Origin of the sequence: Massilia sp. METH4 (assembly GCF_037094685.1) — a bacterium.
Classification (GTDB): domain Bacteria; phylum Pseudomonadota; class Gammaproteobacteria; order Burkholderiales; family Burkholderiaceae_D; genus Rugamonas.
The window spans coordinates 3,722,328-3,748,306 of the sequence record NZ_CP146614.1 but is presented as its reverse complement, the minus strand read 5'-3'; the positions used below and the strand labels follow the sequence as shown (position 1 = coordinate 3,748,306).

Genomic DNA, 25,979 nt, shown 5'->3' with positions numbered 1-25,979 from the left:
CAAATCGGTATTGTATTGTCGTTATTATAACGCTGCCCAAGTCGCGCAGCCTGGGCGGGCGCGCGCTCACGTCGCGCATGAATGTGCAACAAAAGCACGACAATCCGATACAGTTCTCCGTCCCGACGGTCCGCATAATCTCGCCTTCCCAACCTACAAGGAAGAGATATGCGAACGTTCATCCTGTTGGCCGTCTGTGCCACCCTCTCCGCGTGCGCGGCGCGCTCGACCGTCAAGCTCGCCGATCCACAAGCCGTGAAACTCTCCGCGCATACCGGCCAGGTGTGCATGCTGCGCTCGTCCCTGCCGGCCGGTGTGAAGCACAAGGTCGTCGGCAATATCGACAGCGCGAAGCAGACTTACGGCAGCGTCAACGAACTGCTGCCGCTGATGGCCGCGGACGCCCGGGCCATCGGCGCGGATGCCATCGTCAACCTGAACACGGGGCAGAAGATCGGTGCGTGGGCGTGGGCCCGGCCGGTCGGGACCGGCACTGCCGTCAAACTGGACGACAGCAAGGCGTTCAACTGCGCGGGGGCCGGCGGCGAATTGCGCTGACGCATGACGCACCGGGGCGATGAATACAAGACCTGCCCTGTTTTTTCTCGAAGGACGGTCCGGTTTGGAAGCGCGGGCGCTGCGGGGCTTTACCGCGCTTGCAAAAATGCTAATATTTGCATGGCTGGCGATTCCGCCGGCGCGCTGCTTCGCCATTCCTGCAGCGCCTGACGACCCCACCCCTGGAGAAAAAAAGAACATGCGACTCCCTTTACCTCGCGCAGTTGCCGCCGCCCTCATTTTGTCGGCGTCGTCACTCGCCTCGGCCGCACCCGATGTCGTGGTACCGACCTTTACCCTTGATTTCGCCCACGATGCGATCGAGCCGCCGAGTGTCATCTCGACCGACGCAAGCAAGACTGTGCTGTCATTGCATCCGCCTGGCGAAAGGACGCACGTGGTGGCAGGAGGCAGCTCGGGGCAAACTGTAAGTTTCGGAGGCGATTTCAATATCACGGCAGCGGATGGCTACCGGATCACCGGCCTGGGCTTTTCCGCATCGGTCACCGGATCGTTTCAGGCGGGACAGCCCCCTGCGGGCGCCACCAACGTGCGGTACGGCGATGCTGGGAATCGGGTGTGGGTCTGGTTCACGGTCGACTCGGCGCAACCCCAGCTGCTCTATCGGCAGGACTACCTCACCGCGGAAGCGATCGACGTTGCGCTGGCGGTGCCTGGCGCCGGCACCGACGTGGCGGTGAGCATGACGGTGGACCTCACCGCGTGGGGCTTCGGGACGTACTTCACGCCCATCGACCCGGAAGGCGCGGACAAGGTCTACGGCCGCGGCCAGATCGACTTGTGGAACCCGCAGCTGACGGTTTATACCGAAGCGCTCCCGGTACCGGAGCCAAGCAACTACCTCATGCTCGGAGTTGGCCTGGCACTCGTGGGCGCGCGCAGGCAGCTCATGCGCCGCGGTGGGCAAGCATGAACGCCACTTCTTGAGTCAATCGCCGGGGAATGCCGCATGGCGCCGATGACCGGCTCCTGGCGCGCCCCGAGAGCAGTGCTGACCGATTGACGGCGGATGCGACCGGCTCTTGCAAATGTGCGAATGCCACCGGTGGCATCAGTCAGGCATAAGCATATGTGCAATTGGTTGTTTGTTTGGCAACCTCGCACCGGTAAGATCGCCTTCCACTCTCACGAAGCGAGGAATGCGATGCGACGTTCTGCCTTACCGAAACTGCGACCAGGCGCCCTTGCCTGCGCCATGCTCCTTGCGGCCCTGCCGGCCGCAAGGGCGCAGGATGGTGGCGCGGCAGCGGGACCGCCCGAAGCCGGAACCGTCGCGGCGGCCCTCGACCAGGTCACCATCGTCGGCTCGCGGGCGCGCAACCGCACCGTGTTCGACAGCGCGGTGCCGATCGACCGCTTCGGCGCGCGCGAGGTCGAGAACGCCCTGTCCAGCGGCGACTTGGGTGCCGCCCTGCAGGACCTGGCTCCATCCATCAACTTTCCCCGCATCGAATCGAGCGGCGCCGCCGATTCCGTGCGCGGCATCCAGCTGCGCGGCCTGGCGCCCGACCAGGTGCTGGTGCTCATCAACGGCAAGCGCCGCCACGCCAGCGCCGTGCTCGATACCGAGAGCAGCTTTGCCGGCATCGTGCCGGTGGACGTGAACGCCATCCCGCCCGGCGCCATCGACCACATCGAGATTCTTCGCGACGGCGCCGGTGCGCAGTACGGCAGCGATGCGGTGGCGGGCGTGATCAATATCGTGCTGAAGCGGGCGCGCAGCGGCGGTTCGGCAAGCATCAGCTACGGCGCGCATCACACCGACTTCGAACCCACCGACACCACCAAGACCGACGGGCACACCACGACCATCAGCGCCGACTACGGCTTCCCGGTCGGCGATGCCGGCTACTTCCGATTCGGTGCCGAACACCGCGACCGCAACCCCACCAACCGGGCCGGCCGCAGCGACGCGGGCTGGACGTCGTGGAACGCCACGCCAGCCGACCTGGCGCTCGACGGCCAGGTGGTCTTCAAGTCCGGCGACTCGGAACAGCGCAACAACTACGCGTTCTACAACACCCTGCTGCCGGTCGCGCCTGGCATCGACGCGTACTCCTTCGCTACGATCAATCGTCGCAAGTCCGATGGCAGCGCCTACTTCCGTTATCCGGGTGATCCCGCGAACGTGCCGGAGATCTACCCGAACGGCTACCGGCCCACGACGAAAGGCGACATGACGGATGTGAGCGTGGTGGCCGGCCTGCGCCTGGCCGCCGCCGGCTGGAACTGGGATGTGAGCGCGCGCCATGGCGGCAACAAGTTCCGCTATGGGCTGGAGCGCTCCGTCAACGCCTCGCTGGGCACGGCCAGCCCGACCAGCTTCCACCTGGCCACGTTCGACTTCGACCAGGACGCCCTCAACGCCGACCTCACGCGCGAGCTGGACCTGGGCATGCCGGTCAACCTGGCGCTGGGCGCCGAGTACATGCACGAGAAGTACCGGAGCTCGCCGGGCGACCCCGCCTCGTACGCGGCCGGCCCCTTCTCGGCCGCGCCGCCGGGCGCCCAGGCCGGCCCCGGCCTGCGCCCGCAGGACGCGTTCGACGGCAGCCGCTCCGTGCGCTCCGTGTATGCGGACATCGAGAGCGACATCACGCCGCGCCTGCTGCTGGGCGCTGCAGCGCGCTATGCCGACTACAGCGATTTCGGCGGCGCACGCACGGGCAAACTGTCCGCGCGCTACAAGTTCACCGACACGTTCCTGCTGCGGGGTTCGCTGTCGAACAGCTTCCGCGCGCCGGCACTGGTGCAGACGGGCTTTCGCTTCGCCACGCTGAACTTCAACAGCGACGGCACCGCGCTACAGACGGCCGCCCTGCTGCCGGCCAGCGACACCCTGGCGCGCGCGTTTGGCGCGCAGGAACTGCAACCTGAAAAATCGACCAACCTGTCCCTCGGTGCCGCGTGGCGCCCGCAGCGCAATACCAGCGTGACAGTGGACGCCTACCGTATCCGGCTGCGCGACCGCATCACGCGCAGCAGCGACCTGCAAAGCGATGCCGCCACCGCTTACCTGGCAGGCATCGGCCGCGGCGACATCCAGTCCGTTGCCTACCTGGCCAACCTGCTCGACACCACGACGAAGGGCCTCGACGTGGTGTTCAACCACGACCTGCCCTTCGCCGGCGGCAAGCTGGATTTGAACGCCGCGCTGAACCTGAACAAGACACGCATCGACGAGGTGCGGCAAGGCTCCGCCGCACTGGCGCGGATCGATCCGTCGCTCACGCTGCTCACTGACAACAACCTGTTCCGGATTCGCAATGCATCGCCCCGCTCCAAGCTGGTGCTGGGCGCCGACTGGCAAGGCGAGCGCTGGAGCGCCCAGGCGCGCGCCACGCGTTTCGGCCCGTTGAAGGATTTCTCGTACGACGAGGAAGCGGAGATGATCGATGGCGTGCATGCGCAGCGCTTCGGCGCGGTGTGGACCGTCGACGTGGAAGCCCAGTACCGCTTCACGCCGCGCCTGACGCTCGCCGTGGGTGCGGACAACCTGTTCGACCGCTACCCGGATCGCGTACGCGAAACCAACAACGCGACTTATGGCGGCGCGCTACCCTATAACTTCATCAATCCGGTCGGGCTGAACGGGGCTTACTACTATGCCCGCCTGCGCCATACCTTCTGAGCGAGCCTTGCATGAAATTAACCAAACTGTTTTCTGTGTTTTGCGCCGGCGTGCTGCTGGCCTCTTCCGCCTGCGCGTTCGACAGGAACGCGCTGGTGCTGATGACCGACTTCGGCACCTCCGACGGTGCCGTCTCCGCCATGCGCGGCGTGGCTTACGGCGTCGACCGCGGCCTGTACGTATCGGACCTCACGCACGATATCCCCGACTACGACATCTGGCTGGGCGCTTACCGGCTGTACCAGACGGCCAACTACTGGCCCGTGGGAACCGTGTTCGTGAACGTGGTCGATCCGGGAGTTGGTACCTCACGCAAGTCAGTAGTCTTGAAAACTGCCGCCGGCCGATATTTCGTCGGGCCGGATAACGGGCTGTTCACGCTGATCGCGGAGCGCGACGGCGTGGCGGAACTGCGCGAGATCGACGAGAAGGTGAACCGGCTTGCGGGCTCCGCGGAGTCCTATACCTTCCACGGGCGCGACGTGTATGCCTACGTGGGCGCGCGGCTCGCTTCCGGCGCCATCACGTTCGAACAGGTCGGGCCCGTGCTGCCGAGTGCTTCCGTGGTCAGGATCCCCTACCAGAAGGCGGTTCGGGAAGGTGGCGTCATCAAGGGCATCGTCCCCGTGCTGGACGTTAAATACGGGAACGTGTGGACCAATATCCCGAAGGCGCTGTTCGAGGAACTGCAGATTGGCGTGCACGACAAGGTGCGCGTGCGCTTCCTGCACAAGGGCCGTAAGGTGGCCGAAGTGGTCGCGCCGTTCGAGCATACGTTTGGCGGCGTGGCGAAGGGCAAGCCGCTGGTTTATCTGAACAGCCTGCTGGAGGTGGCCGTGGCGATCAGCCAGGGGAACTTCGCGGGCCAGTACAAGATCGGGTCGGGGGTGGATTGGGAAGTGGAGGTGACTAAAGCCGCGGGCAAGTGACGGCGCCATGAACCGGCGCCCGAGGGATGTGTTACCCTCGCCCGCTTCGGCGGCAACGACTCGACCGACATGAATTTGCTGACTTCACTGCGAGCAGGATTGGTCGCTGCGGCATTGGTTGCTGCGGCATCGGGCACTGCCCCGGCACATGGCGCTGAACTGGTCGTCGGCGCTCCGTCCGAGCTCGTGGAATGCACCGGCGCGCTGTCGTCCGCATTCCTCGCCCGCGAAAAAGGCAGCCGCCTGCGCTTCGTGACCGCACCGAGCGACGACCTGTACGCGAAGATCGAGTCGGGCGAGCCGATCGACGTCTACATGTCGTCCCAGATGGCCCTTCAGGGCCAGATGCTGGCAGACGGGAAGATGGTGTACGACAGCTGGACGATGTATGCCACCGGCCGGCTCGTGTTGTGGGCGGCCGACCCGCGTTTCGACGTGACGAAAGGCCTGCGCCTGCTGGCCGATCCTGCCGTGAAGAGGGTGGCCACGGTCGACGCGGGCAGCGCTTACCTGCTGCCGACGCTGACAGTCCTGCACAGCGCCGGCGTGCTGGAAAAATTCGATTCGGCGCGCACCGACAGCCCAAGCATGCAGGCTGCGGTCAAGGCGGTCCAGGCGGGCAAGGCGCAGGTGGCGATCCTGTCGTACGAGACCGTGCTCGCCGCGCCCATGAAGGGCGTCGGCAAGTATGCCCTCATTCCGGAAAGCGCATACAAGGACGAGTTTCCCGGTCACGCGGCAGTCGTGACGATGCATGGAGCGAAGAACGCCTTGGCCTATCGGTTCATACAATTCCTCAAGTCCGCCGAGGCGCAGGCGATCCTGGTACCGAAGGGTTTCATGAAGCCTCCGCTAGGCAGCGTGGATGTGCGGTGACACGGCGCTTGGTCGGCCGGCGCGCCTTGCCTTGATCGCGGCGCTTGACGGCCAGCCAGCGAAGTTCACCGGCAATATGGGCTTGGGTCGGGCGTGGATTGGAAGTGGAGATCCACAAGGCAGCGGGCGCTCGATGCTGGCGGTCACGCCCCCTATTTCTTGAGCCAGTAGCCAACGATCGTCCCGATGGCGCCGAACGCCCACTTCTGGTGGGCATCCGGGAATTGCTGGTTCGAGAGAATCACGTAAAGGGCCGAGGCGAGGATGGCGATCGTCACGAGCACGGACATCAAGGGCTGCCAGTCGAACTTCGCGGCGGCCTTGCCGCGCCCCACTGGTGGTTCCAGTGGCGGCTGGCGTGCCGCAGGCGCCGGAACGGCTCCTGCCGGCGCGCTGGAATATCCGCCTCGGGCGAACGGATCGTCTCTATCTGCTTGCGGCTCGCGGTCGACCGGGCTAGCGGTAGCGGAAGAACGCGATGCCGCGCGGTGCTGCAGCCCGAAGTACGCGAGCAGCAGGAGTCCTGCCCCCTGCACGACCCATGGCCACCATGTACCCAGCCATTCGCCCATTAGACCCTCCCAGGAATTACTTCCAGAAAAGCGGTGCCTGTCACCGGTGTTGAAAACCGGAGCCTGTCACCGGTCCTCCCTATCGGCCAAGCATACGCATCTTGCCAGCATTGCGGAAGCTTTCGCAGCTTGCCGCGTCGCTGACGGGCACCATGCGTGCAATCCGGTATCCGGCGTGATGCGCGCCCGCTACATGCGGGTCGATGGGAAACTTGCTGTATCATCCCGTCCCCCATCTGAAAGGCGCTCATGCTCATCATCACCATCAAACAGGGTAAGGAAAAAGGCTTGCTGGCCGGCGACCCGCTGATCTATGCCTCCGCCGTCGAAAAGGTCGACGGAAAGCCTCAGGAACGCAACAAGCTCGGCACCACGGCGATCGTGCAATCCTCGTCACGCCGCTTCCTCGCCCGCGCCGCGTACAACGCCAAATCGCAGATCGTTGCCCGCGTGTGGACCCTGCGCGAGGATGAGCCGGTGGACCACGCCATGATGAAGCGGCGGGTGCAGGCGGCCGTCGCTGCGCGGGGCGACGCGTGGCGGGCTGCCGACCCGCAGGCGCTGTTCCTGCTGGTCGATGGTGACCGCGATGGCTTGCCGGGGCTGCTGGTGCACAGCTATGGCGGTGCTGCCGGGTATCTGGTTTGCCAGTTCAATGCGGCTGGCGTCGAGCTGTGGAAGGTGACGATCGTGCAGGCGCTGATTGCAGCGACCGGGTGCGCGAATGTGTTCGAGCGGTCTGACGAGCTGGTGCGCAAGGGGGAAGGCTTGCCGGTTTTCTGGCGGGCGCTGGCGGGGGAAGAGCCGCCGCAGCGGTTGATGGTGAAAGATGGTGGGCGGGTGGTGCCGATGGATATACGGACGGGGTTCGTTTATCCGAAGTGAGTGCGGCGGGAGCGCTATTGCTGCCATGGCAAGGCGCCGCAGCCTGGCAAAGGATCGACAATTCATCGGCCTCCAATACATCGGTGTGATAGGGACATGGCAAGTGGGCGCCGACAGCTTGGTCATGACAGCAATAAGACATTCATCGATCTGCTTTTGCAAAATGTCGATAACGCCGGGCGAATTCGCACCCCGCAGGTTCGTGTGATCGAGTCCGCGCACCCTGGTGTCGGCACACCGAAGCGATGAGGTGCGCAAAACAGTTTTTCGCATACGCGTCAGCACATAGCACTGCCGAGCTCTAAGCCCGATAACGTTCAGCCTGGCTGTTCCGGGCGCGCCGTGTACGCCGGCAGCGCGTTCACGACACCTTGCCCCCAACGATAAGAAAAGTACGCCAGTCCAGCGCACCTCTGTGCACGCCGTCTCCATGGCCACATCCGTGTGCACATGTTGCTTATTGGTTACATAGAAAGAAAAAGATTGTTCAAAAATTATTTCTTCGAATAAAATCTCCTAACTAATTTACATCACGATCTTGCAAACTCATGCCGGGGGCATGAGGGCTGCCTGAGCCTTCCTTCCATTAGCCCTTGCCAAAGTGCAGTATTTTTTGAAAGAATATCTTGCACCAACGATGGGAAAAAGAGAAATTCGTTAAGAGCCTCTGGGCTCCAACTTTTGACGAGCCGTTGTCTAAAAAAGCTGTTAAAGGCCGATTTATCGGTCGTTGGGTGCTATATATAGGCTTGGGCTTGCTTTGCGCTGATGCTTATTAATATGCAAGATGCATCAAGGAGTGTATCGAGAATGACGCGTGTCCGGCAAAGTAATCCTGAGCTCGAACAGCTCATGATACGTTTCGTAGCAGATGAATTACGCTGCCCGCTCAAGTGCGTCAACTTATCAACGAGCCTTTTTCATGACATAGGCGTCAATGGAGACGACGCGGCGGATTTTGTAGACTGTTTTTCCGACCGCTTTAACGTTAGCTTGGACGGTTTTGAGTTTGATAGATATTTTGGTCCCGAAAGACCTGGAACGCTTGTTGAAATTTTCCAGGTGATGTTCGCAAAAATTTTTACCTCGCGTCGGCGATCAAAGTTTCAAAGATTGGAAGTGATTGATCTAATCAGGGCTGCAGAAGATGGAAGGTTTATGATTTCCGCCAATTAGCTGTTGATTTAAGAGAGGGCGCACGGGCCTTACACCCCTCTTTTTCAGCCTACGCAGATACTGACACCCCGGACAATCCTCGCTCTACTATTGAAGCCACGATTCTTGGCTGCGGCATTCCCGTTATTTTCAATAAGCGGTGGTCCGGGTGCAGCGTACAAGACTTCGCCAGAGTTGCCGCACCTGAACCCTGCTTGGGGGTGGCCATTGTGATTTTAAGGTATTGATGGGTTTGCGAAGACATTAACGCAACCATATCGATTAACAATGGCCGATACCACTATTTGCATATTCGAGCTCGCCAAACGTGGGATGAAGATGCAATCGAGGGGGCCCTAAGGAGTAGTGCACGATGATGTGATCCTCAGGGGACTGGGTCCCCGATCAGTTAATCATTGCAGAGAGCCGTGCATGCTGTTTGTCGCTAAAAGGACAATAGTCCTTCAAGCTGCATATCGCAGCGGTACAAGGACCACTCGTCGATCTGTTCAAGCATCATAGCGCCGACCAGTTGGACGATGGCGGCCTCGTTAGGGAAAATGCCGATGACGTCGGTTCTGCGTTTTGACCTCAGCGTTCAGTTGTTCAAGCGGATTGGTGCTGTGGATCTGGGTCAATGTCTTTTGGGAAAGTCATGACGGTTAGCACCTCGTGTTCGGCGTCGTCTATCCTGGCAGCGAGCTCATACACCACTCCTGGGGACACTATCGGAGCCTGCGCTGCTGACCTGACAAAAAGCCCGCTGCCTTTCGGAGCGGGCCTAGGCGGGCGCGAGTGCGTTCGGCTACGTCAACGGAAACGAATCCTCCACCAAACGCAAAACGCCCGCGTTGTAAAGCGCGGGCTTTTACGAAAAGCTACTGCAAGGTCAGGCCTGCGACAACCGGGCTTTCCTGCGCACGGTACCAGCAAGCGCGATTGCACCAATCGACATCATCAGCCAAGTGCTCGGCTCCGGGACGGCGCCCACTTTTTCGACTGCGTAGTAGCGCGACCCAGCCGACAGTTGCAGAGTCAGCTCCATATCTTGATTACTGCTGTTCACAGCAACAGCGAAAACTCATTGTTGAAAGCCTCGTGAGTCTCGAACTCGCCAAGCGCCAAGGATTGGTAAAAAGATTGCCCTGGGCCGCTGCCTGATCCGTACGTCAAGTTCACGCTCACGGTTGAATGTAGCATCTCATTTTCGGTGTACCTATCAGCTGTGGTCGAAGGTACAAATCGGCTGACTGAGCCACTAGCCAAGCCTGATACGGTTAGAACACTTTGCGCTTTCAGAACAATTTTTTGAGAGTCCCAGCCGCCGGAGGATAAATTGTAGAACGTGTCCCATCGGCCGTTTCCGGTGTTGGCGGTAACTGACGACGTATAGCTACCAAGTTTCCCATCGCTTTGCAGCGCCGAGGCCCCGGGAGCATAATCCAGCAAAAAATTAACCGGTGTTGGCGATGTCGGCTCCAGCACTATGTCGTTATGCTCATTCGCGTCGTTGAAAACGGAGTAAAGCGTCAGCCTTTCGCCAAACACGAAACCTGGGACGCGGCCATCTGACGGCGTCAGATCTTGGACACTGAACTTGATATCAGAAAGGCTGGCGAATGCTGAAGTTCTGACTTCTGCCATTGCAGAGGTCGACAGTGAAAGGGCCACCGCGGCGCCCAGCGCTGACTTGACAAAATAATGCATGACTTCTCCCCGTTTAGCGCAGAACGGCTGCGACCGGGTAGCCCAATTGCTTCGATGACAGATTGGCCACCTTTGTCACTGTAGGGCAGTTTTGCATTTTTCGCAATTATTGTTAAAAAACAAAAACCGGAACCTTTCGGTGGGAGCCTCTTTGTGCTACAGGACTGGCTGGACTTCCACCAGCGGCTGTCGAGTGTCTGTGAAATTCGTGGCGATTCCACGGAAGCGCCACTAAGAACTGAGCTGTTGCCGATAGTGAAACCGATATTCGCTCACGATATGTGGCTGGACCCACCGTGGCGAGTATCTGGCGTTGGCAATCGACACTATTTATTGTCAGCGCCCCGCTGCTTGGAAACAGCTCATTGTGATGAGCGCTTAGCAGGCTCCGCCGCATCGCTTGAAGCGGCGGAGCTGCTGCCGGCAAGCCGGCGGCAGCCTGCGCATTGAACGGGGAAACGAGCGCGCCCTCGGCGCGCAAGGCCGTTGGTACAGATTTCCGCTGCGCGGAAATCCGCTCCAACGACAAATGGGCGATTCGGATAGGGCTGCGTCTGCAGGCGTGCGCCCTTCGAATCTCACACGGAGAGCGCGCAGGCGCTCTCCCCGCTCCGCCCCACCGAAAACGAAAAAACCGCCTTGCGGCGGTTCTTCATTTTCTTGGCGGAAGCGGTGAGATTCGAACTCACGAACGGTTTCACCCGTCGGCAGTTTTCAAGACTGCTGCCTTCAACCACTCGGCCACGCTTCCTTTGTCGTTCAAGCTCGCCACAAGCCGGCGCGCCCGAAGAGTGCCCCGCATTATACAGAAATCATTCCCCACCGCCAGAGCGCGCTGCCGAAACGCCCCAGCGCTTCTCGACCAGGCGGTGCAGGAACTCGGCGGGCGGCAGTGGCCGGGAGTACAGGTAGCCCTGCACCTCGTTGCAGCCCGAGCGCCGCAGGAAGGCCAGTTGCTCGAAGGTTTCCACGCCTTCGGCGATCACGCCCAGCTCCAGCTGCTTGGCGATGCTGATGATCGAGCTGGCGATCGCGCAATCGTTGTCGTCCGCCGGGATGCCGGTAGTGAACGAGCGGTCGATCTTCAGGGTGTCGATCGGGAAGCGCTTCAGGTACGAGAGGCTCGAGTAGCCCGTGCCGAAGTCGTCCAGCGAGAGCGTTACGCCCAGGGCCGAGATGCGGTCCATGATGGCGATCACGCGGTCGATGTTGTGCATCAGCGTGCTCTCGGTGATTTCCAGCTCCAGCCATTCGGGTTCCAGCTCGTAGCGCCGCAGCGTGTCCTGCACGCGCAGCGGCAGCGCGGAGGTGAATTCGCGGGCGGAGACGTTCACCGCGAGCCGGATCGGCGCCATGCCGGCGCGCTTCCAGGCCTGCGCTTGCGCGCACACCGCTTCGAGCACCCATTCGCCCACCTGCACCACGAGGCCCGTGGCTTCGGCCAGCGGGATGAAGTCGCCCGGCGGCACCATGCCGCGCTCGGGGTGTTGCCAGCGCACCAGCGCTTCGGCGCCGACGATGCTGCCGTCGTGGATCGAGAACTTGGGCTGATAGTGCAGCAGGAGCTGGCCGGTGCCGAGCGCCTCGCGCAGGCCGGATTCGATGCGCATGCGCTCGTGCATGCCCTGGTTCATGTCCTTGCTGTAGAAGGCCACGCCATCGACCTCGGCGCCCTGCTTGGCGCGGTACATGGCGATATCGGCCTGGCGCAGCAGCGTTTCGGCGTCCAGCCCGTCCTGCGGGTAGACGCTGATGCCGATCGCCGCGCCCACGCGCAGGTCATGCCCGTCGATGGAGAACGGTTGCGACAGCGCGGCCATCAGCTTCTGGGCCACCATGCCTGCTTCGTAATGCTGCGAGATGTCGAACAGGCCCACCGCGAATTCGTCGCCGTTCAGCCGCGCCACCACGTCCTGTTCGCGCAGCGCCATGCGGAAGCGTTGCGCCACCTCGCGCAACAGCTGGTCGCCGGCGTGCCGGCCCAGCGTGTCGTTGATCAGCTTGAAGCGGTTCAGGTCGATGAACAGCACGCACCCGTGCGACTTGTTGCGCTGGGCCGCGCACAGCGCCTGGTCCACCAGCTTGGTCAGCAGCGTGCGATTCGGCAGGCCGGTCAGCGCGTCGTAGTAGGCCAGGTGGTGGATGCGTTCCTCGGCCTGCTTGCGCTCCGTGATGTCGGTGAGGTAGGCGATCAGGCCGGCCGATTTTTCATTGGCATCGAACAGCGGCGAGAGCGACAGGCTGGCCCAGAACACTTCGCCGGACTTCTTCTTGCGCCGCACCTCCATCAGGCGGCCGCCCTGCTCCAGGAACGGGTCGTGGAACGAGGGATCTTCGTCGTCGTACAGGAACAGGATGTTGCGGCCGATCGCTTCCACCGGCGTGTAGCCGAACAGGCGCTCGGCGCCCTTGTTCCAGCTCGTGATGAAGCCGTGCTGGTCCATCGTGACGACCGATTCATGCACCTGGTCGAGGATCTGGGTCTGGTGCTGCAGCATCGCTTCCACCTGCGCATAGGCATGGGTGGAACGCTGCGCCAGCGTATGCACGTGCAGCACGCCGGCCGCGAGGCGGGCCAGGCTTTCCAGGTTGCGGCGGTCGGCCGGACCAGGGATGCCGCCGGCCACTTCGAAGCGGCCGAAGGAAGTGCCTTCATACGCCACTTCCTGCACCAGCGCTTCGGGTGGCGCGGCGCTCGCGGGGCTGGCGTCGGCCGGCACGTAGCGGCCCCACGGACTGCCCGTCACCTCGGCGGCGATGCGGCCGAGTTCGGCGGCCAGCGCCGGGCCGCGCAGGCGCAGCACGGCTTCGCACAGCGCCGCGCCGCTGCCCAGGATATCCGTGACCGCAGGTGCCGGGGGTGAACTTAACGGCATCAAATAGTCCTGCTCACCTGGATCGCCCAGTGCCAGCCCTGCAATTGGCTGTCCCAGAACTGTTCGCGCGTCAGCCCGAGCGCGGCGATGGCGGCCGGGTCGGGCACTGGTTGCTCCACCAGCGCTAGCAAGGCACCGAACGGGCCCGTGCGGTCCAGCAGTGCACTCACCACGTCGGGGTCCAGCGTCAGGGCCGCCACGATCTCCGCCATCGGCATCGCCAGCAGCTCGTCGAGCAGCGCGAACACGCCGGCCACGAATGCCAGGTCCTGCCGGTCGCGATCGCCGCCCTGCAGCTTGCACAGCGCTTCCATCTGAGCGGCGCGGCGCGCCGCTTCCGGCAGCAGTGGGTTCGGCAAGCCATCCTGCTGCGGGCGGGCGTACAGAAGCAACTGCAGCCAGCGCTGCAACTGGCGCCGGCCCAGCAGATTGATCGCCTGGCCGAAGTTGTGGATCGGGTTGCTGAAGCCGAAGGCGGCCGAGTTGACGAGCTTGAGCAAGTGGTACGACAGCGCCGGGTCCTGTTTGAGCACCGTTTCGAGTTCGCGCGAATCGGCGTCCTGTGCGAGCAGGCCCAGGAGCGACAGCAGGCGCTTGCGCGAGGTGCCGTTGTCCGCCTCGGCCGTGCGGCGGCGTGCGTAGGGGCCGCTGAACCAGTGCATGCCGGCATCGCGGCAGGCGGTGAAGCGCGCCATGTCTTCCACGTCGTGCGCCCAGTGCGGACCTGGCAGGCTCAACAGCGACAGCATGGATGGCATGCCCTTCGCGCCATGCGCAATGCCGCGCGCGCCCGATTGTGACGCATGCAGCCCCGCTTCTCCTTCGACCAGCAGCCGGAAACCCTGGTCCGCCAACGCGTAGCAGCGCTTGCGCACTTCGGCGTCCTGCAGCGTGGCGGCCGCCACCTGCAGCACGAAGCGGGCGGCAGGCAGCAGCGCGGTTTGTTCGGGGTCGAGCGCGAGCGGATCGGCGACCGGCACGATGCACTCGAGCGGCGCCAGCGCGGCTTGCGGCGCCGGCTGGGCGAGGAGCGCCAGGACGGCGTCGGCCGCTACCGTGGGATGCGGACGAACGGCGAGCGCGGCCCACTGATGGCGGTAATCGGCTACGGCTTCCAGTCCCAGCACGGGGAACAGGTCGGGTTCGGACATCGTATTCTCGGTGCGGTTTGCGCAAATGGTATTGCAGGATAACGGAATTCACCCTGTTGACTAGGGCATCACACCGATCATTGCTAACCGAATATTTCAAAAAAGCAAAAGATGCACGTGGGAATATATCAGAAAACGCCTGTGAGACGGGCTTGCACAACGGAGAGTGCCCGGATGCATCGTCAGTTGTTCTTCCTGAACAACAGAAAAGCGTTTACTTTGTTTACCAAAAAACATGGATCATTGCCGAGCATTCCCGATCCGGCCGGGCTCCACTCGACGAGCCGGCGCGTCGTCAGAGCTCGCGCGCGTGCTGCACCGCGAACTTGATCAGCTCCGCCTGCCCTTCGATACCCAGCTTGCGCTTGATGTTCAGGCGGTGCGTTTCCACGGTGCGCACCGACAGGTCGAGTTCCCGGGCGATCTGCTTGTTCGACTCGCCGTTGGCGATGTGCCGCAGCACCTCCTGCTCGCGGGCGGTCAGCTCGTCCTGGGAAGAAGGCTGCACCAGTTGCCGGGCCAGCGCCGCGCTGTAGTAGATCCCGCCGGACATCACGGTTTCGATCGCCACCACGATATCCTTGCCCGGCGCATCCTTCAGCACATAGCCGCGCGCGCCGGCGCCCATCGCCTGCGCCACGTATTCCTGCTTGTCATGCATCGAGAGGATCAGCACCGCGATGTCCGGGAATTGCACGCGGAACGCGGCCGTGGCTTCTATCCCGTTCGTGCCGCGCATATTGATGTCCATGAGCACCAGGCCGGGCGCGTGCGCGCGAGCCGCCTCCAGCGCCTCGGCGGCGCTGCCCGCCTCCGCCACCACGTCGAAACCCGGCACGGCCTCGAGCCGTGCGCGCAAGCCATCGCGCACGAGCGGGTGGTCGTCCACCAGCAGAATCCTGATCGTCATGTCACATCCTTGTTCACGTGCGCCCGTACCGTGGTGCCGCCCGGCGAGGAATCCAGTTCCAGGCGGCCGCCGATTGCCTCCATCCGTTCCATCATATTGCGCAGGCCGATGCCGCGCTTGGGGTGCTGGGCGATGCCGGCAGCATCGAAACCCACGCCGTCGTCGGCGATGGCGAGCGTGACGCCGTCGGCGCCGCCCGCGAGCGTGATCGCGATGCGCCCGGCGTGCGCATGGCGCTCGATATTCGTCAGCGCCTCCTGGGCAATGCGGAACAGCACCGTGTTCGCCACCTCGGGCAGGCGCTCCGTGCTGCCTTCGGCCGCGAACTGCACCGGCATGCCGCTGTTGTGCTGGAATTCCTCGGCCAGGTGGGCCAGTGCCGGGGCCAGGCCGATATCGTCCAGCACCGCCGGGCGCAGATTGTGCGAGATGCGGCGCACCTCGCCCAGTACCTTGTTCAGCTGACCGGCCGTGTGTTCGAACACGGCCAGCGCCCGCATTTTCTGTTCCTCCTGTTGCGAAGGCTGGCCGGACAGCCGCTCGATGCCGGCTTCGATCTGCAGCTTGATCGACACGAGCCACTGGCTGATGCCGTCGTGCAGGTCGCGCGACAGGCGCGCCCGCTCCTCTTCCTGCGACTCCACCACGCGCTGGGCCAGCGCCTTCAGCTTGGCGTCGGCCACGCGCGACTCGCTGATATTGAGCGCCAGGCCGGAGAAGCCCACGGCCAGGGCGGACAGGATCGCGATCGCCGCGATCCACAGCATCGTCTTCTGTATATTGCCGCGCTGCTGCGCGTCGATCTTCGCCAGCGCGCGTTCCACGTCGTCCAGGTAGATACCGGTGCCCATCATCCAGCCCCACCGCTCCATCGGCACCACGTAGCCCAGCTTCGCCACTTCCTGCCGGGTGGAGGGCTTGACCCACTGGTAGCGTTCCAGCCCGCCGCCCGCACGGGCCCGTGCCAGAAGGCGCTGCAGCGTGGGGTTGCCGGCGCTGTCGCGCATCTCGTAGAGATTGCGGCCCACGAGTTCCGGCTGGCGCGGGTGCATCAGGCTGTTGCCGCGCATGTCGTAGACGAAGAAGTAGCCATCGTCGCCGAACGAGAGCGAGGCGAGGATGCGCTTGGCCTCCGCCAGCGTGGCGACATCGCGGCGGCCGGAGTCGTACAGGTGCGCGATCGAATGCGAGGCCAGCGTCACGTAGTGCTTCAACTCCGCCTCCTTGCTGGCCAGGTAGGCTTCTTCGATCGCCGCCTTCTGCTGCGTGGCCAGCAGCGCGGACTGGTGCCATACCGCCAGCGCGATCGCGCACAGGGCGAGGATCAGCGGCGTGATCGCGAGGAAGATGACTTTCAGCCGGAGTTTCATCCCGCGATTGTACGTTGCGCACCTGTGCGCCTTTCTACGTAATACTACGCAGCGCATCTGCGTAGAAGTGCGCTTGTGGGAGATATACAGCTCGTGAATACTTAATATATAAGCTGCAATGGGCTGCCCGTGGGGCATCCACGGCAATGCGGCAAACCAATTGGAGGATACATGAACCCCGTAATGAAAAAACTCGGCTGGGCAGCGCTATCGCTGGCCGGCGCGAGCGCATTGGGCGTGGTCGCGCTGAAGCGCGGCGAGCCGATCAGCGCGATCTGGATCGTCATCGCCGCCGTCTGCGTCTACCTGATCGCCTACCGCTTCTACAGCCTGTACATCGCCCGCGACGTGATGCAGCTCGACGCGCGCCGCATGACGCCGGCCTACAAGCACAACGACGGCCTCGATTACGTGCCCACCAACAAGAACGTGTTGTTCGGGCACCACTTCGCCGCCATCGCCGGCGCCGGCCCGCTGGTCGGCCCCGTGCTGGCCGCGCAAATGGGCTACCTGCCGGGCATGCTGTGGATCCTGGCCGGCGTAGTGTTCGCCGGCGCGGTGCAGGACTTCATGGTGCTGTTCCTGTCCATGCGCCGCGACGGCCGTTCGCTGGGTGACCTGATCAAGTCCGAGCTGGGCCCGATCCCCGGCAATATCGCCCTCCTGGGCACCTTCATGATCATGGTGATCATCCTGGCCGTGCTGGCGCTGATCGTCGTGAAGGCGCTCACCGGCTCGCCGTGGGGCACGTTCACCGTGATGGCCACGATCCCGATCGCCATCTTCATGGGCCTGTACTCGCGCTTCATCCGCGTCGGCCGCGTGGGCGAGGTGTCGATCATCGGCTTCGTGCTGCTGATGCTGGCCATCATCGGCGGCCAGTACGTGCAGGAGCACGAGTCGCTGGGCGCGATGTTCATGTTCACCGGCACCGAGCTGACCTGGATGCTGATCGGCTATGGCTTCGTCGCTTCCGTGCTGCCGGTGTGGCTGCTGCTGGCACCGCGCGACTACCTGTCCACCTTCCTGAAGATCGGCACCATCGTGGCGCTGGCGCTGGGCATCATCATCGTGGCGCCCACGCTGCAGATGCCGGCGCTGACGAAGTTCATCGACGGCACCGGCCCGGTCTGGTCCGGCAACCTGTTCCCGTTCCTGTTCATCACCATCGCGTGCGGCGCGGTCTCCGGCTTCCACGCGCTGATCTCTTCCGGCACCACGCCGAAGATGATCGAAAATGAAACGCATGCCCGCTTCATCGGCTACGGCGCCATGCTGATGGAATCGTTCGTCGCCATCATGGCGCTGATCGCCGCCTCCACCATCGAGCCGGGCATCTACTTCGCCATGAACAGCCCGGCCGCGCTGATCGGCACCACGCCCGAATCGGCCGCCGCCGCGATCTCGCAATGGGGCTTCTACGTGACGCCGGACATGCTCACGCAGATGGCCAAGGACGTGGGCGAGCACACCATCATCTCGCGCGCCGGCGGCGCGCCGACGCTGGCGGTGGGCATGGCCCACATCCTGTCCAACGTGATCGGCGGCCAGGCCATGATGGCGTTCTGGTACCACTTCGCGATCCTGTTCGAGGCCCTGTTCATCCTGACCGCGGTGGACGCAGGCACGCGCGCCGGCCGCTTCATGCTGCAGGACCTGCTGGGCGCCTTCGCCCCGGCCATGAAGCAGACCGACAACCTGTTCGCCAGCCTGCTGGCCACCGGCCTGTGCGTGGCCGCCTGGGGCTACTTCCTGTACCAGGGCGTGGTCGACCCGCTGGGCGGCATCAACACGCTGTGGCCACTGTTCGGCATCGCCAACCAGATGCTGGCCGGTATCGCGCTGATCCTCGCCACCGTGGTGCTGTTCAAGATGAAGCGCGCCCGCTATGCGTGGGTGACGATCGTGCCGACCATCTGGCTGCTGATCTGCACGCTGTACGCGGGCTGGCAGAAAGTGTTCGATCCGAATCCGAAGATCGGCTTCCTGGCGCACGCCGACAAGTATTCCGACGCGCTGGCGCGCGGCGAGGTGCTGGCCCCGGCCAAGTCGATCGAGCAGATGCGCCAGGTGATCTTCAACGATTACCTGGATGCGGGCCTGGCTGCCTTCTTCATGGTGGTGGTACTGTCGGTGCTGGTGTTCGGCGTGCGCATGGCGCTGCGCGCCAACGCTGCCGCACACCCGAGCCACCGCGAAACGCCGGCGCAGATGATGCCGGCCCAGTAATCGTCAATCGAATCAGGGGACGCCATGTTCGACGAAATCGTCAAGGCTGGTCGCTACCTCGGCCAGAGCATGCGGCTGATGGTGGGCCTGCCGGAGTACGACACCTATGTGGCGCACTGCGAGGCCAACCACCCGGACCAGCCGATCATGAGCTACGAGGAGTTCTTCAAGGAGCGCCAGGAGGCCCGCTACGGCGGCGCCGGCAAGCGGGGCGGCTGCTGCTGACGCGGCACCCCTTCCCGTGACGATGTAACGGCCCGGCCGCGCAAGCGCCGGGCCGTTTGCCTTGTTGACACCCAGCACGTGGCTCCGTGGGTATTGCAACCCCGGTGACAGGCACCGGCGTTCCTGCACCCCCGGTGACAGGCACCGGTGTGCTTGAAACATTTCCCAAATTCCGGTGCCTGTCACCGGGTTTCCAGCAACATTTCCTGAATACCGGTACCTGTCACCGTTTTCGATCTCGCGCTGCGTTCATCGTATTCCGGCCGTGGATGAGCATGATTCGTTGGCAAAATTAACAGGAGGAAATTTAGATAAAGATCAAGGTGTCGCCTTTTTGAACAGATAAAGTTTTCCGGATGGAATCCTTGATCGGCGGCCGATATGTTTAACTTTGAACGTTCGGGCCTGAGCAGGAAACTGACCCTCATCTCCGTGCTGTCCACCGGCAGCGCGCTGTTGCTGGTCTTTGCCGCTTTCGCCCTGACCTGTGTGTTCAGCCACACGGAAAACCAGGCACGGCAGTTAACGACGCTGGCGGACGTCATGGGCGTCAACAGCGTGGCCCCCCTGTTGTTCGTGGACCGCGCGACGGCCGAGCAGGCGCTTGCGGCGCTCGTGGTGCAGGACGAGATCACCCAGGCGGTCCTGTACGACCGGAACGGCAAGCCGTTCGCCACCTTCCCGGCGGGCGGCGCCGTGCCGGAGCTGGCGCCGGACGTCCTGGCGCAAATGCGGGCGGTATCGTCGCAGGCGGCATCGCCGCCGTTCGGGGCGGGACTTGCCGCGCCGTTGACCCGCCCGTTGCGGGTGGTGCGCCCGGTGCACACGGCCGGGCACCTGATCGGCGTCGTGATGATCGAGGCCGGTGCCGCGCGCATGTGGCTTGGCATCCTGAAGAGCCTGGCCATCACGGCGCTGGCCACCGGTATCTCCTTCGTCGTCGCGCTGCTGCTGGCCGGACGCTTCAGGGGAGCGATCGCGCAGCCGAGCGCGGAACTGATCGCCGCGGCACAGCGCGTGATATCGAGCCAGACGTACGCGCAGGTACCGCACCAGCGCAGCGACGAGCTGGGCACGCTGATCGACAGCTTCAACGACATGCTCGCCCAGATCGAACACCGCGACACCAAGCTGGCCCAATACCGCGACCAATTGGAGCGCCAGGTCGGCGTGCGCACCGAGCAGCTGGAAAAGGCGAAGAATGCCGCCGAAGCGGCCAGCCAGGCGAAGAGCGCCTTCCTGGCCACGATGAGCCACGAGATCCGCACGCCGATGAACGGCGTGCTGGGCATGACGGAGCTGCTGATGGCCACCGATCTGACCGAGCAGCAGCGCCATTACACGAATATGGTCAAGCGCTCCGGCGAACACCTGCTGGTGATCATCAACGACATCCTCGACTTCTCGAAAGTCGAGGCGGGCAAGCTGACGGTCGAATACATCCACTTCAACTTCCGCGAACTGCTCGACGATATCGACTACGTATTCTCGCCACAGGCAAACGCCAAGGGTCTGGAGCTTGAATTCGCCATCGCGCACGATATTCCGGTGGCCGTGATCGGCGATCCGAACCGCCTGCGCCAGGTGATCGTGAACCTGCTGGGCAATGCCATCAAGTTTACCGACTCGGGCCGCATCATGGTGCGCATCGCCGTCACCAGCGAGGATACCCAGTCGGTGGGCTTGCGCGTGGAGGTGCACGATACCGGCGTGGGCGTCTCGCGCGAAGCGCGCACGCGCATCTTCGATTCGTTCTCGCAGGCGGACGGCTCGACCACCCGCAAGCACGGCGGCACGGGCCTGGGCCTTGCCATCTCCAAACAGCTGGTGGAATTGATGGGTGGCACGATCGGCGTCGAGAATGCCCTCATCCGCGGTTCGATTTTCTGGTTCACGGTGCGCTTCGACAAGCGCCGCGTGGACGTGGACGATGCTTCCTTCAACCAGAAGACCACGAGAGGCTTGCGCGCCCTCGTGGTGGACGCCAACCCCGATTCGCGCGGCGCGCTGGAAGGCTTGCTGGCGCGCTGGCACATGAAATGCGACACCGCGGGCAGCGCGGAAGAAGGCATCCGCGTGCTGCGCGCCGCCGTCGCCTGCGGCCAGCCATACGACGTGGCGCTGCTGGACATGGACCTGCCGCAGATCGGCGGCCTCATGCTGGCCGCCGAAATCAAGGCCGACCCGGAGCTTGCCGATGTGCGCCTGCTGTTGCTGTCGACCGAGCGTAACGCGGCCGACACCGTGCAGCGGCGCGAGGCCGGCGTGGCCTTCCAGCTGATCAAGCCGGCGCGGGAGAGCGACCTGTATGACTGCATCGTGACGCCGCTGCGCGCCAGCGAAGGCGTGCGCGCGGCATCGGCACCCCCGCGCGACCTGCTGGCCGAGCTGGTGCCGGCCACGCGCCCTCCGCGCTATGCGGAACCCGCGCAGGCGGCGCAAGCGGTGCTGTCGATGCAGTCGGCTCTCGGGGCGTTGGTGGCATCGCCGCCGCCGCGCCCTGCCGCGCGGCGTCGCCACAAGATACTGCTGGCCGAGGACAATCCCGTCAACGTGGAGGTGGCCAGCGCGATGCTCGAAGGCATGGGGCTCGACGTTCACCGCGCCTGCAACGGCGAGGAGGCGCTGGTGGCCGTGAAGGCGATCGACTTCGACCTGGTGCTGATGGATTGCCAGATGCCGGTGATGGACGGCATGGCGGCCACCGCCGAGATCCGCCGCCACGAGCAGCAGCAGGGCCGCACGCGCCAGCTGCCGGTCGTGGCGATCACGGCCAATGCCCTGCAGGGGGACCGCGAGCGCTGCCTGGCGGCCGGCATGGACGACTACCTGTCGAAACCATTCACGCAGTCGATGCTGGCCGAAACGCTGGCGCGCTGGATATCGCTGCCGCGCGCGGCCCTGGTGCATCATGGGGACGCCAAGCGGGTGCAACCCGTGGCAGCATCGCCCGCCCCCACCTCCCCCGCCGCGCCGCCGGCGGCCAGGGACTTCGACGGCTCGATCAACCGCCACGCGCTCGACGCGATCCGCGCGCTCAATGCCGACAAGGGCGAGCTGCTGCTGCAGCGCGTGCTGCATGCGTTCATCGACGACACGCCCCGGCACCTCGCCTCGCTGCGTGAGGCGATCGCGGCCAGCAACGCCGGCTCGCTGCGCAAGCTGGCCCACAGTCTCAAATCCTCGAGCGCCAATGTGGGCGCCGACACGCTGGCCCAGCTGAGCAAGGACATGGAACAGCTGGGCCGCAACGATACCACCAGCGGCGCCGCCGACCTGCTTGCCACGATGGAGCGGGAATTCTCGGCCGTGCGCGATACGCTCTCTTCCATGTTCGCCAAGGAGACCTGAAATGGCAGCGCCCCTCACTCCTCAACGCGGTACCGTGCTGGTGGCGGACGACGATCGCGTCATGCGCCTCCTGATGCTGGAAATGCTGGCCCAGGTCGGCCTCGATGCGATCGAGGCCGAGGATGGCGAACAGGCCGTGGCCTGCTACGACCGGCTGGCCCCGGACCTCGTGCTGCTCGACGTGGATATGCCGCGCATGGACGGCTTCGCGGTCTGCCAGGCGATCCGCGCGCGCGAGCAGCAGCGCGGCCATGCGTCCACGGTGCCGATCGTGATGGTGACCGGTGGCGACGACCTGGAAGCGGTCACGCGGGCTTACGAGGCCGGCGCCACCGACTTCGTGTCGAAGCCGATCAACTGGCCGATCCTCGGCCACAGGGTCCTGTACGTGCTGCGCGCCAGCAACGCGATCGCCCGCCTGCGCATCGCCGACGCGCACAACCGCGCCGTGCTGGCGGCGATCCCGGATACGTTCTTCCGCATGAGCCCCGAGGGCTTCTATCTCGATTACGAGCAGGGCCACGACCCGGGCGCGGCGTTCACCGCGCAGCAGTGCGTGGGCCGCCACGTGCGCGACGTGCTGCCGCGGGCGATCGCCGACCGGCTCATGGACCAGTTGAAAGTGGTGCTCGATACCCACGCGGTGCGCTCGGTCGACTACGCGCTGGAACGGGACGACACGGTTCATCACTTCGAGGCCCGCCTCGTCAGCACCGGCGCCGGTGAAGTGCTAGGCCTGGTGCGCGACATCAGCGAACGCAAGCGCACCGAGGAACAGATCCGCCGCCTGGCCTACTGCGACAGCCTGACCGGCATTCCGAACCGGCAGGCGTTCCTGGAAATGCTGGAACGGGAGCTGGTGCGCTCGCGCCAGCACGGCCGCAAGTTCGCGATCCTGTTCATGGACCTCGATTCGTTCAAGCGCATCAACGACACGCTGGGCCACGACGTGGGCGACCTGCTGCTGAAGGTGGTATCGGAACGGCTGCACGAAACGATACGGCCCGGCGACATGGTGGCGCACCAGGGCACGGCCGACCAGCCGCCGCAGGGCACGCCTGAACGGCGCGGCAATCTTGCCCGGCTGGGGGGCGACGAATTCACGATCCTGATCCCGGACCTGGAACGCGTGGACGACGCGCTGAACGTCGCCCACCGCGTGAAGGAAGCGATGCGCCGCCCGTTCCACCTGGACGGCCACGAGATCTTCGTCACCGCCAGCATCGGCATTTCGCTGTACCCGGAGGATGGCGACGACTCCACCTCGCTGCTCAAGTATGCCGACACGGCCATGTACCACGCGAAGAACTGCGGCAAGAACAACGCCAAGCTGTACTGCTCGGCGCTGACGACGAAGATCATGAGCCACGTGAAGCTGGAGGTCGGCCTGCGCCGCGCCCTGCAGAACAACGAGCTGTACCTGCAGTACCAGCCACAGATCGACGTGCGCAGCGCGCGCCTGGTCGGCGTGGAAGCGCTGGTCCGCTGGCGCCACCCGGAACACGGCATCATTGCGCCGAACGAATTCATACCGCTGGCCGAGGAGACCGGCCTGATCGTGCCCATCGGCGCCTGGGTACTGCGCACCGCGTGCAACCAGGGGCGCGTGTGGCACCAGCAGGCCGGGCGCGCGGTGCGCGTGGCCGTGAATCTCTCGGCCCGGCAATTCAAGGACGAGAGCCTGGCGCAGACGGTGCTGTCGGTATTGAACGATACGGGCCTGGACCCGCGCATGCTCGAACTGGAGTTGACGGAAGGGACGCTGATGGATGACGCGATGGCCACGCTGGCCACGCTGGAGCAGTTGCGTGCCATCGGCGTCTACCTGTCGATCGACGATTTCGGCACCGGCTATTCGTCGATGAATTACCTCAAGCGCTTCGACGTGCGTGCGCTGAAGATCGACAAGAGCTTCATCAGCGGCCTGCCGCAGGATTCCGAGAACGCCGCGATCACGCGCGCGATCATCGCGATGGCGCATGGGCTGAAGCTGTCGGTGGTGGCCGAGGGCGTGGAAACCGACGAGCAACTGATCCTGCTGGAGCAGTATGGCTGCGACATGGCGCAGGGTTATCTGCTGGGACGGCCGTCGACACAGGAGGCCATCACGGAGATGTTGCTGGGGGGCGTAGTGCCCGCCGTGCGCTGAGCTCCGCCGCGCCGCCTGGGAACTACTTGGTGTCGGACACTATTTCCGCACAGCGGAAATAGTGTCCGACACCGGTTTTCCCCACCGAAGCCCCAACCCGGTGCCTGTCACCGGTCTTCCCCACCCAAGTCAGGTACTCCGCCGATCCAGCATCGCCCGCGCGATGGTCCCCGCATCCACGTATTCGAGTTCCCCGCCGACCGGCACGCCGCGCGCGAGCCGGCTCACCTGCAGCCCCCTCGCCTTCAGCATCTCGCTGATGTAGTGCGCGGTGGCCTCGCCCTCGTTCGTGAAGTTCGTGGCCAGCACCACTTCGGTGACGACACCGTCGGCGGCGCGGGCCAGCAGCTTTTCGAGATGGATGTCCTTCGGGCCGATGCCGTCCAGCGGCGACAGGCGGCCCATCAGCACGAAATACAGCCCCTTGTAGGTCAGGGTCTGTTCGATCATCACCTGGTCGGCCGGCGTTTCGACGACGCACAGCAGGCGGCGGTCGCGCGCCTCGTCGGCGCACATATCGCACACATCCGCCTCGGTGAAGGTATTGCACAGCGCGCAGTGGTGTACCGATTCCACGGCCTGGTACAGCGCGCGCGACAGCATCGCCGCGCCTTCGCGGTCGTGCTGCAGCAGGTGGAATGCCATCCGCTGCGCCGATTTCGGCCCGACTCCGGGCAGGCGGCGCAGTGCCTCGGTCAGGAATTCCAGCGACTTGGCCATGTACCGGTGCGCCTCCTCAGGCCTGGTGGTCGGGCAGGTAGGTTTCCAGGCCGTCGGCAGCCATCGTGGGCACGAATTCGACGATCGTATAACTGGGCGGCACCCGCCTGCTTGAACGGATCGAGCTCGATCACCGCTTCCACGTCGGCGCGGCTGTCGGCGTTGGCGATGATGATGCCGCCGGTGCGCGGCACCATGCGGCCCGACAGCACGAACATGCCGTTCGCATACTGCTCGCGCAGGAATGCGCGATGCGCCGCGAGAAGCTGGTCGATCTCCTCGTTCGGCTTTTCGTACTTCAGCGTGACGATGAACATGGCGCGCCCCGTGCGGTGATCAGAACGGCATCTTGAAGCCGGCCGGCAGGTTCATGCCGGCGGTCAGGCCGCTCATCTTTTCGGCGGCGGTGGCTTCGGCCTTGCGCACGGCGTCGTTGAAGGCGGCGGCGACCAGGTCTTCCAGCATGTCCTTGTCGTCGGCCAGCAGCGACGGGTCGATCGACACGCGCTTGACGTCGTTCTTGCAGGTCATCACGACCTTGACGAGGCCGGCGCCGGACTGGCCTTCCACCTCGATGGAAGCCAGCGATTCCTGCGCTTTCTTCATATTGTCCTGCATTGCTTGTGCCTGCTTCATCAGGCCGGCGAGCTGGTTCTTCATCATG

20 protein-coding genes, 1 tRNA gene and 1 pseudogene are annotated in these 25,979 nt (G+C 64.1%); 11 read left to right on the top strand and 11 right to left on the bottom strand.

Annotated elements, in window-relative coordinates; all coding sequences use genetic code 11:
• Positions 1-168 precede the first annotated feature (168 nt).
• From V6Z91_RS16425 to modA, 5 genes are all read left to right on the top strand, one after another.
• Positions 169-558, top strand: coding sequence for a hypothetical protein (locus V6Z91_RS16425; RefSeq protein ID WP_338758696.1), 390 nt, complete (start codon positions 169-171; stop codon positions 556-558).
• A gap of 19 nt (positions 559-577) precedes the next feature.
• Complete coding sequence (locus V6Z91_RS16420) at positions 578-1,492, top strand: PEP-CTERM sorting domain-containing protein (protein ID WP_338758694.1); 915 nt, start codon at positions 578-580, stop codon at positions 1,490-1,492.
• A gap of 282 nt (positions 1,493-1,774) precedes the next feature.
• Positions 1,775-4,210, top strand: coding sequence for a TonB-dependent receptor (locus tag V6Z91_RS16415; protein WP_338758692.1), 2,436 nt, complete (start codon positions 1,775-1,777; stop codon positions 4,208-4,210).
• Positions 4,211-4,221: 11 nt separating this feature from the next.
• Positions 4,222-5,139, top strand: a complete 918-nt coding sequence (locus tag V6Z91_RS16410; RefSeq protein WP_338758690.1) for an S-adenosyl-l-methionine hydroxide adenosyltransferase family protein — start codon at positions 4,222-4,224, stop codon at positions 5,137-5,139.
• 69 nt (positions 5,140-5,208) lie between these two features.
• The gene (gene modA, locus V6Z91_RS16405; protein WP_338758688.1) at positions 5,209-6,015 is read left to right on the top strand and encodes a molybdate ABC transporter substrate-binding protein; all 807 of its coding nucleotides are present in this window, start codon (positions 5,209-5,211) and stop codon (positions 6,013-6,015) included.
• 152 nt (positions 6,016-6,167) lie between these two features.
• Here the strand turns inward: modA and V6Z91_RS16400 are convergent, their stop codons facing one another.
• Complete coding sequence (locus V6Z91_RS16400) at positions 6,168-6,587, bottom strand: hypothetical protein (protein ID WP_338758686.1); 420 nt, start codon at positions 6,585-6,587, stop codon at positions 6,168-6,170.
• 249 nt (positions 6,588-6,836) lie between these two features.
• Here V6Z91_RS16400 and V6Z91_RS16395 point away from each other — a divergent pair, with 249 nt between their 5' ends.
• Entirely contained in the window at positions 6,837-7,472 is a 636-nt protein-coding gene (locus tag V6Z91_RS16395) for an SAM-dependent methyltransferase (RefSeq protein ID WP_338758684.1), read from the top strand.
• A gap of 810 nt (positions 7,473-8,282) precedes the next feature.
• On the top strand, positions 8,283-8,648 hold the full coding sequence (locus V6Z91_RS16390; RefSeq protein WP_338758682.1) for a DUF1493 family protein: 366 nt from the start codon (positions 8,283-8,285) through the stop codon (positions 8,646-8,648).
• Between the two features lie 384 nt (positions 8,649-9,032).
• Here the strand turns inward: V6Z91_RS16390 and V6Z91_RS16385 are convergent.
• The 7 genes and pseudogenes from V6Z91_RS16385 to V6Z91_RS16355 form a co-directional block, all read right to left on the bottom strand.
• Positions 9,033-9,329, bottom strand: a pseudogene (locus tag V6Z91_RS16385) (transposase); the annotation flags it as partial.
• Between the two features lie 360 nt (positions 9,330-9,689).
• Positions 9,690-10,334, bottom strand: coding sequence for a hypothetical protein (locus V6Z91_RS16380; RefSeq protein ID WP_338758680.1), 645 nt, complete (start codon positions 10,332-10,334; stop codon positions 9,690-9,692).
• 661 nt (positions 10,335-10,995) lie between these two features.
• Positions 10,996-11,085: transfer RNA gene (locus tag V6Z91_RS16375), tRNA-Ser, on the bottom strand.
• 61 nt (positions 11,086-11,146) lie between these two features.
• Entirely contained in the window at positions 11,147-13,210 is a 2,064-nt protein-coding gene (locus tag V6Z91_RS16370) for an EAL domain-containing protein (RefSeq protein ID WP_338758678.1), read from the bottom strand.
• Complete coding sequence (locus V6Z91_RS16365; protein WP_338758677.1) at positions 13,210-14,361, bottom strand: HDOD domain-containing protein; 1,152 nt, start codon at positions 14,359-14,361, stop codon at positions 13,210-13,212. The genes V6Z91_RS16370 and V6Z91_RS16365 overlap by 1 nt, the downstream gene beginning before the upstream one ends.
• A 295-nt stretch (positions 14,362-14,656) precedes the next feature.
• A complete protein-coding gene (locus V6Z91_RS16360) occupies positions 14,657-15,271 on the bottom strand; it encodes a response regulator transcription factor (RefSeq protein ID WP_338758675.1) in 615 nt (204 codons plus the stop codon).
• Entirely contained in the window at positions 15,268-16,641 is a 1,374-nt protein-coding gene (locus tag V6Z91_RS16355) for a cache domain-containing protein (protein WP_338758673.1), read from the bottom strand. The genes V6Z91_RS16360 and V6Z91_RS16355 overlap by 4 nt, the downstream gene beginning before the upstream one ends.
• 171 nt (positions 16,642-16,812) lie before the next feature.
• Here V6Z91_RS16355 and V6Z91_RS16350 point away from each other — a divergent pair, with 171 nt between their 5' ends.
• From V6Z91_RS16350 to V6Z91_RS16335, 4 genes are all read left to right on the top strand, one after another.
• The gene (locus V6Z91_RS16350; RefSeq protein ID WP_338758672.1) at positions 16,813-18,870 is read left to right on the top strand and encodes a carbon starvation CstA family protein; all 2,058 of its coding nucleotides are present in this window, start codon (positions 16,813-16,815) and stop codon (positions 18,868-18,870) included.
• Positions 18,871-18,894: 24 nt separating this feature from the next.
• Entirely contained in the window at positions 18,895-19,095 is a 201-nt protein-coding gene (locus tag V6Z91_RS16345) for a YbdD/YjiX family protein (RefSeq protein WP_112937846.1), read from the top strand.
• Between the two features lie 381 nt (positions 19,096-19,476).
• A complete protein-coding gene (locus tag V6Z91_RS16340) occupies positions 19,477-22,446 on the top strand; it encodes a response regulator (protein ID WP_338758669.1) in 2,970 nt (989 codons plus the stop codon).
• A 1-nt stretch (position 22,447) separates the two neighbouring features.
• Positions 22,448-24,595, top strand: coding sequence for an EAL domain-containing protein (locus tag V6Z91_RS16335; protein WP_338758667.1), 2,148 nt, complete (start codon positions 22,448-22,450; stop codon positions 24,593-24,595).
• A gap of 129 nt (positions 24,596-24,724) precedes the next feature.
• Here V6Z91_RS16335 and recR read toward each other — a convergent pair whose 3' ends face one another.
• Genes recR through V6Z91_RS16320 form a run of 3 tightly spaced genes read right to left on the bottom strand, consistent with a single transcriptional unit; the run spans position 24,725 to position 25,978 of the window.
• Complete coding sequence (gene recR, locus V6Z91_RS16330) at positions 24,725-25,315, bottom strand: recombination mediator RecR (protein ID WP_338758665.1); 591 nt, start codon at positions 25,313-25,315, stop codon at positions 24,725-24,727.
• The gene (locus V6Z91_RS16325; RefSeq protein WP_338758663.1) at positions 25,291-25,632 is read right to left on the bottom strand and encodes a YciI family protein; all 342 of its coding nucleotides are present in this window, start codon (positions 25,630-25,632) and stop codon (positions 25,291-25,293) included. Before V6Z91_RS16325 ends, recR begins: the two co-directional genes overlap by 25 nt.
• 19 nt (positions 25,633-25,651) lie before the next feature.
• Entirely contained in the window at positions 25,652-25,978 is a 327-nt protein-coding gene (locus V6Z91_RS16320) for a YbaB/EbfC family nucleoid-associated protein (protein WP_338758661.1), read from the bottom strand.
• Between the last annotated feature and the right edge of the window lies 1 nt (position 25,979).

Bases quoted from the DNA above. Each gene is read 5' to 3' on its own strand.
- V6Z91_RS16425 (WP_338758696.1), top strand. From the start codon at position 169: ATGCGAACGTTCATCCTGTTGGCCGTCTGTGCCACCCTCTCCGCGTGC.
- V6Z91_RS16420 (WP_338758694.1), top strand. From the start codon at position 578: ATGAATACAAGACCTGCCCTGTTTTTTCTCGAAGGACGGTCCGGTTTG.
- V6Z91_RS16415 (WP_338758692.1), top strand. From the start codon at position 1,775: ATGCTCCTTGCGGCCCTGCCGGCCGCAAGGGCGCAGGATGGTGGCGCG.
- V6Z91_RS16410 (WP_338758690.1), top strand. From the start codon at position 4,222: ATGAAATTAACCAAACTGTTTTCTGTGTTTTGCGCCGGCGTGCTGCTG.
- modA (WP_338758688.1), top strand. From the start codon at position 5,209: ATGAATTTGCTGACTTCACTGCGAGCAGGATTGGTCGCTGCGGCATTG.
- V6Z91_RS16400 (WP_338758686.1), bottom strand. From the start codon at position 6,587: ATGGGCGAATGGCTGGGTACATGGTGGCCATGGGTCGTGCAGGGGGCA.
- V6Z91_RS16395 (WP_338758684.1), top strand. From the start codon at position 6,837: ATGCTCATCATCACCATCAAACAGGGTAAGGAAAAAGGCTTGCTGGCC.
- V6Z91_RS16390 (WP_338758682.1), top strand. From the start codon at position 8,283: ATGACGCGTGTCCGGCAAAGTAATCCTGAGCTCGAACAGCTCATGATA.
- V6Z91_RS16380 (WP_338758680.1), bottom strand. From the start codon at position 10,334: ATGCATTATTTTGTCAAGTCAGCGCTGGGCGCCGCGGTGGCCCTTTCA.
- V6Z91_RS16370 (WP_338758678.1), bottom strand. From the start codon at position 13,210: ATGCCGTTAAGTTCACCCCCGGCACCTGCGGTCACGGATATCCTGGGC.
- V6Z91_RS16365 (WP_338758677.1), bottom strand. From the start codon at position 14,361: ATGTCCGAACCCGACCTGTTCCCCGTGCTGGGACTGGAAGCCGTAGCC.
- V6Z91_RS16360 (WP_338758675.1), bottom strand. From the start codon at position 15,271: ATGACGATCAGGATTCTGCTGGTGGACGACCACCCGCTCGTGCGCGAT.
- V6Z91_RS16355 (WP_338758673.1), bottom strand. From the start codon at position 16,641: ATGAAACTCCGGCTGAAAGTCATCTTCCTCGCGATCACGCCGCTGATC.
- V6Z91_RS16350 (WP_338758672.1), top strand. From the start codon at position 16,813: ATGAACCCCGTAATGAAAAAACTCGGCTGGGCAGCGCTATCGCTGGCC.
- V6Z91_RS16345 (WP_112937846.1), top strand. From the start codon at position 18,895: ATGTTCGACGAAATCGTCAAGGCTGGTCGCTACCTCGGCCAGAGCATG.
- V6Z91_RS16340 (WP_338758669.1), top strand. From the start codon at position 19,477: ATGTTTAACTTTGAACGTTCGGGCCTGAGCAGGAAACTGACCCTCATC.
- V6Z91_RS16335 (WP_338758667.1), top strand. From the start codon at position 22,448: ATGGCAGCGCCCCTCACTCCTCAACGCGGTACCGTGCTGGTGGCGGAC.
- recR (WP_338758665.1), bottom strand. From the start codon at position 25,315: ATGGCCAAGTCGCTGGAATTCCTGACCGAGGCACTGCGCCGCCTGCCC.
- V6Z91_RS16325 (WP_338758663.1), bottom strand. From the start codon at position 25,632: ATGTTCATCGTCACGCTGAAGTACGAAAAGCCGAACGAGGAGATCGAC.
- V6Z91_RS16320 (WP_338758661.1), bottom strand. From the start codon at position 25,978: ATGATGAAGAACCAGCTCGCCGGCCTGATGAAGCAGGCACAAGCAATG.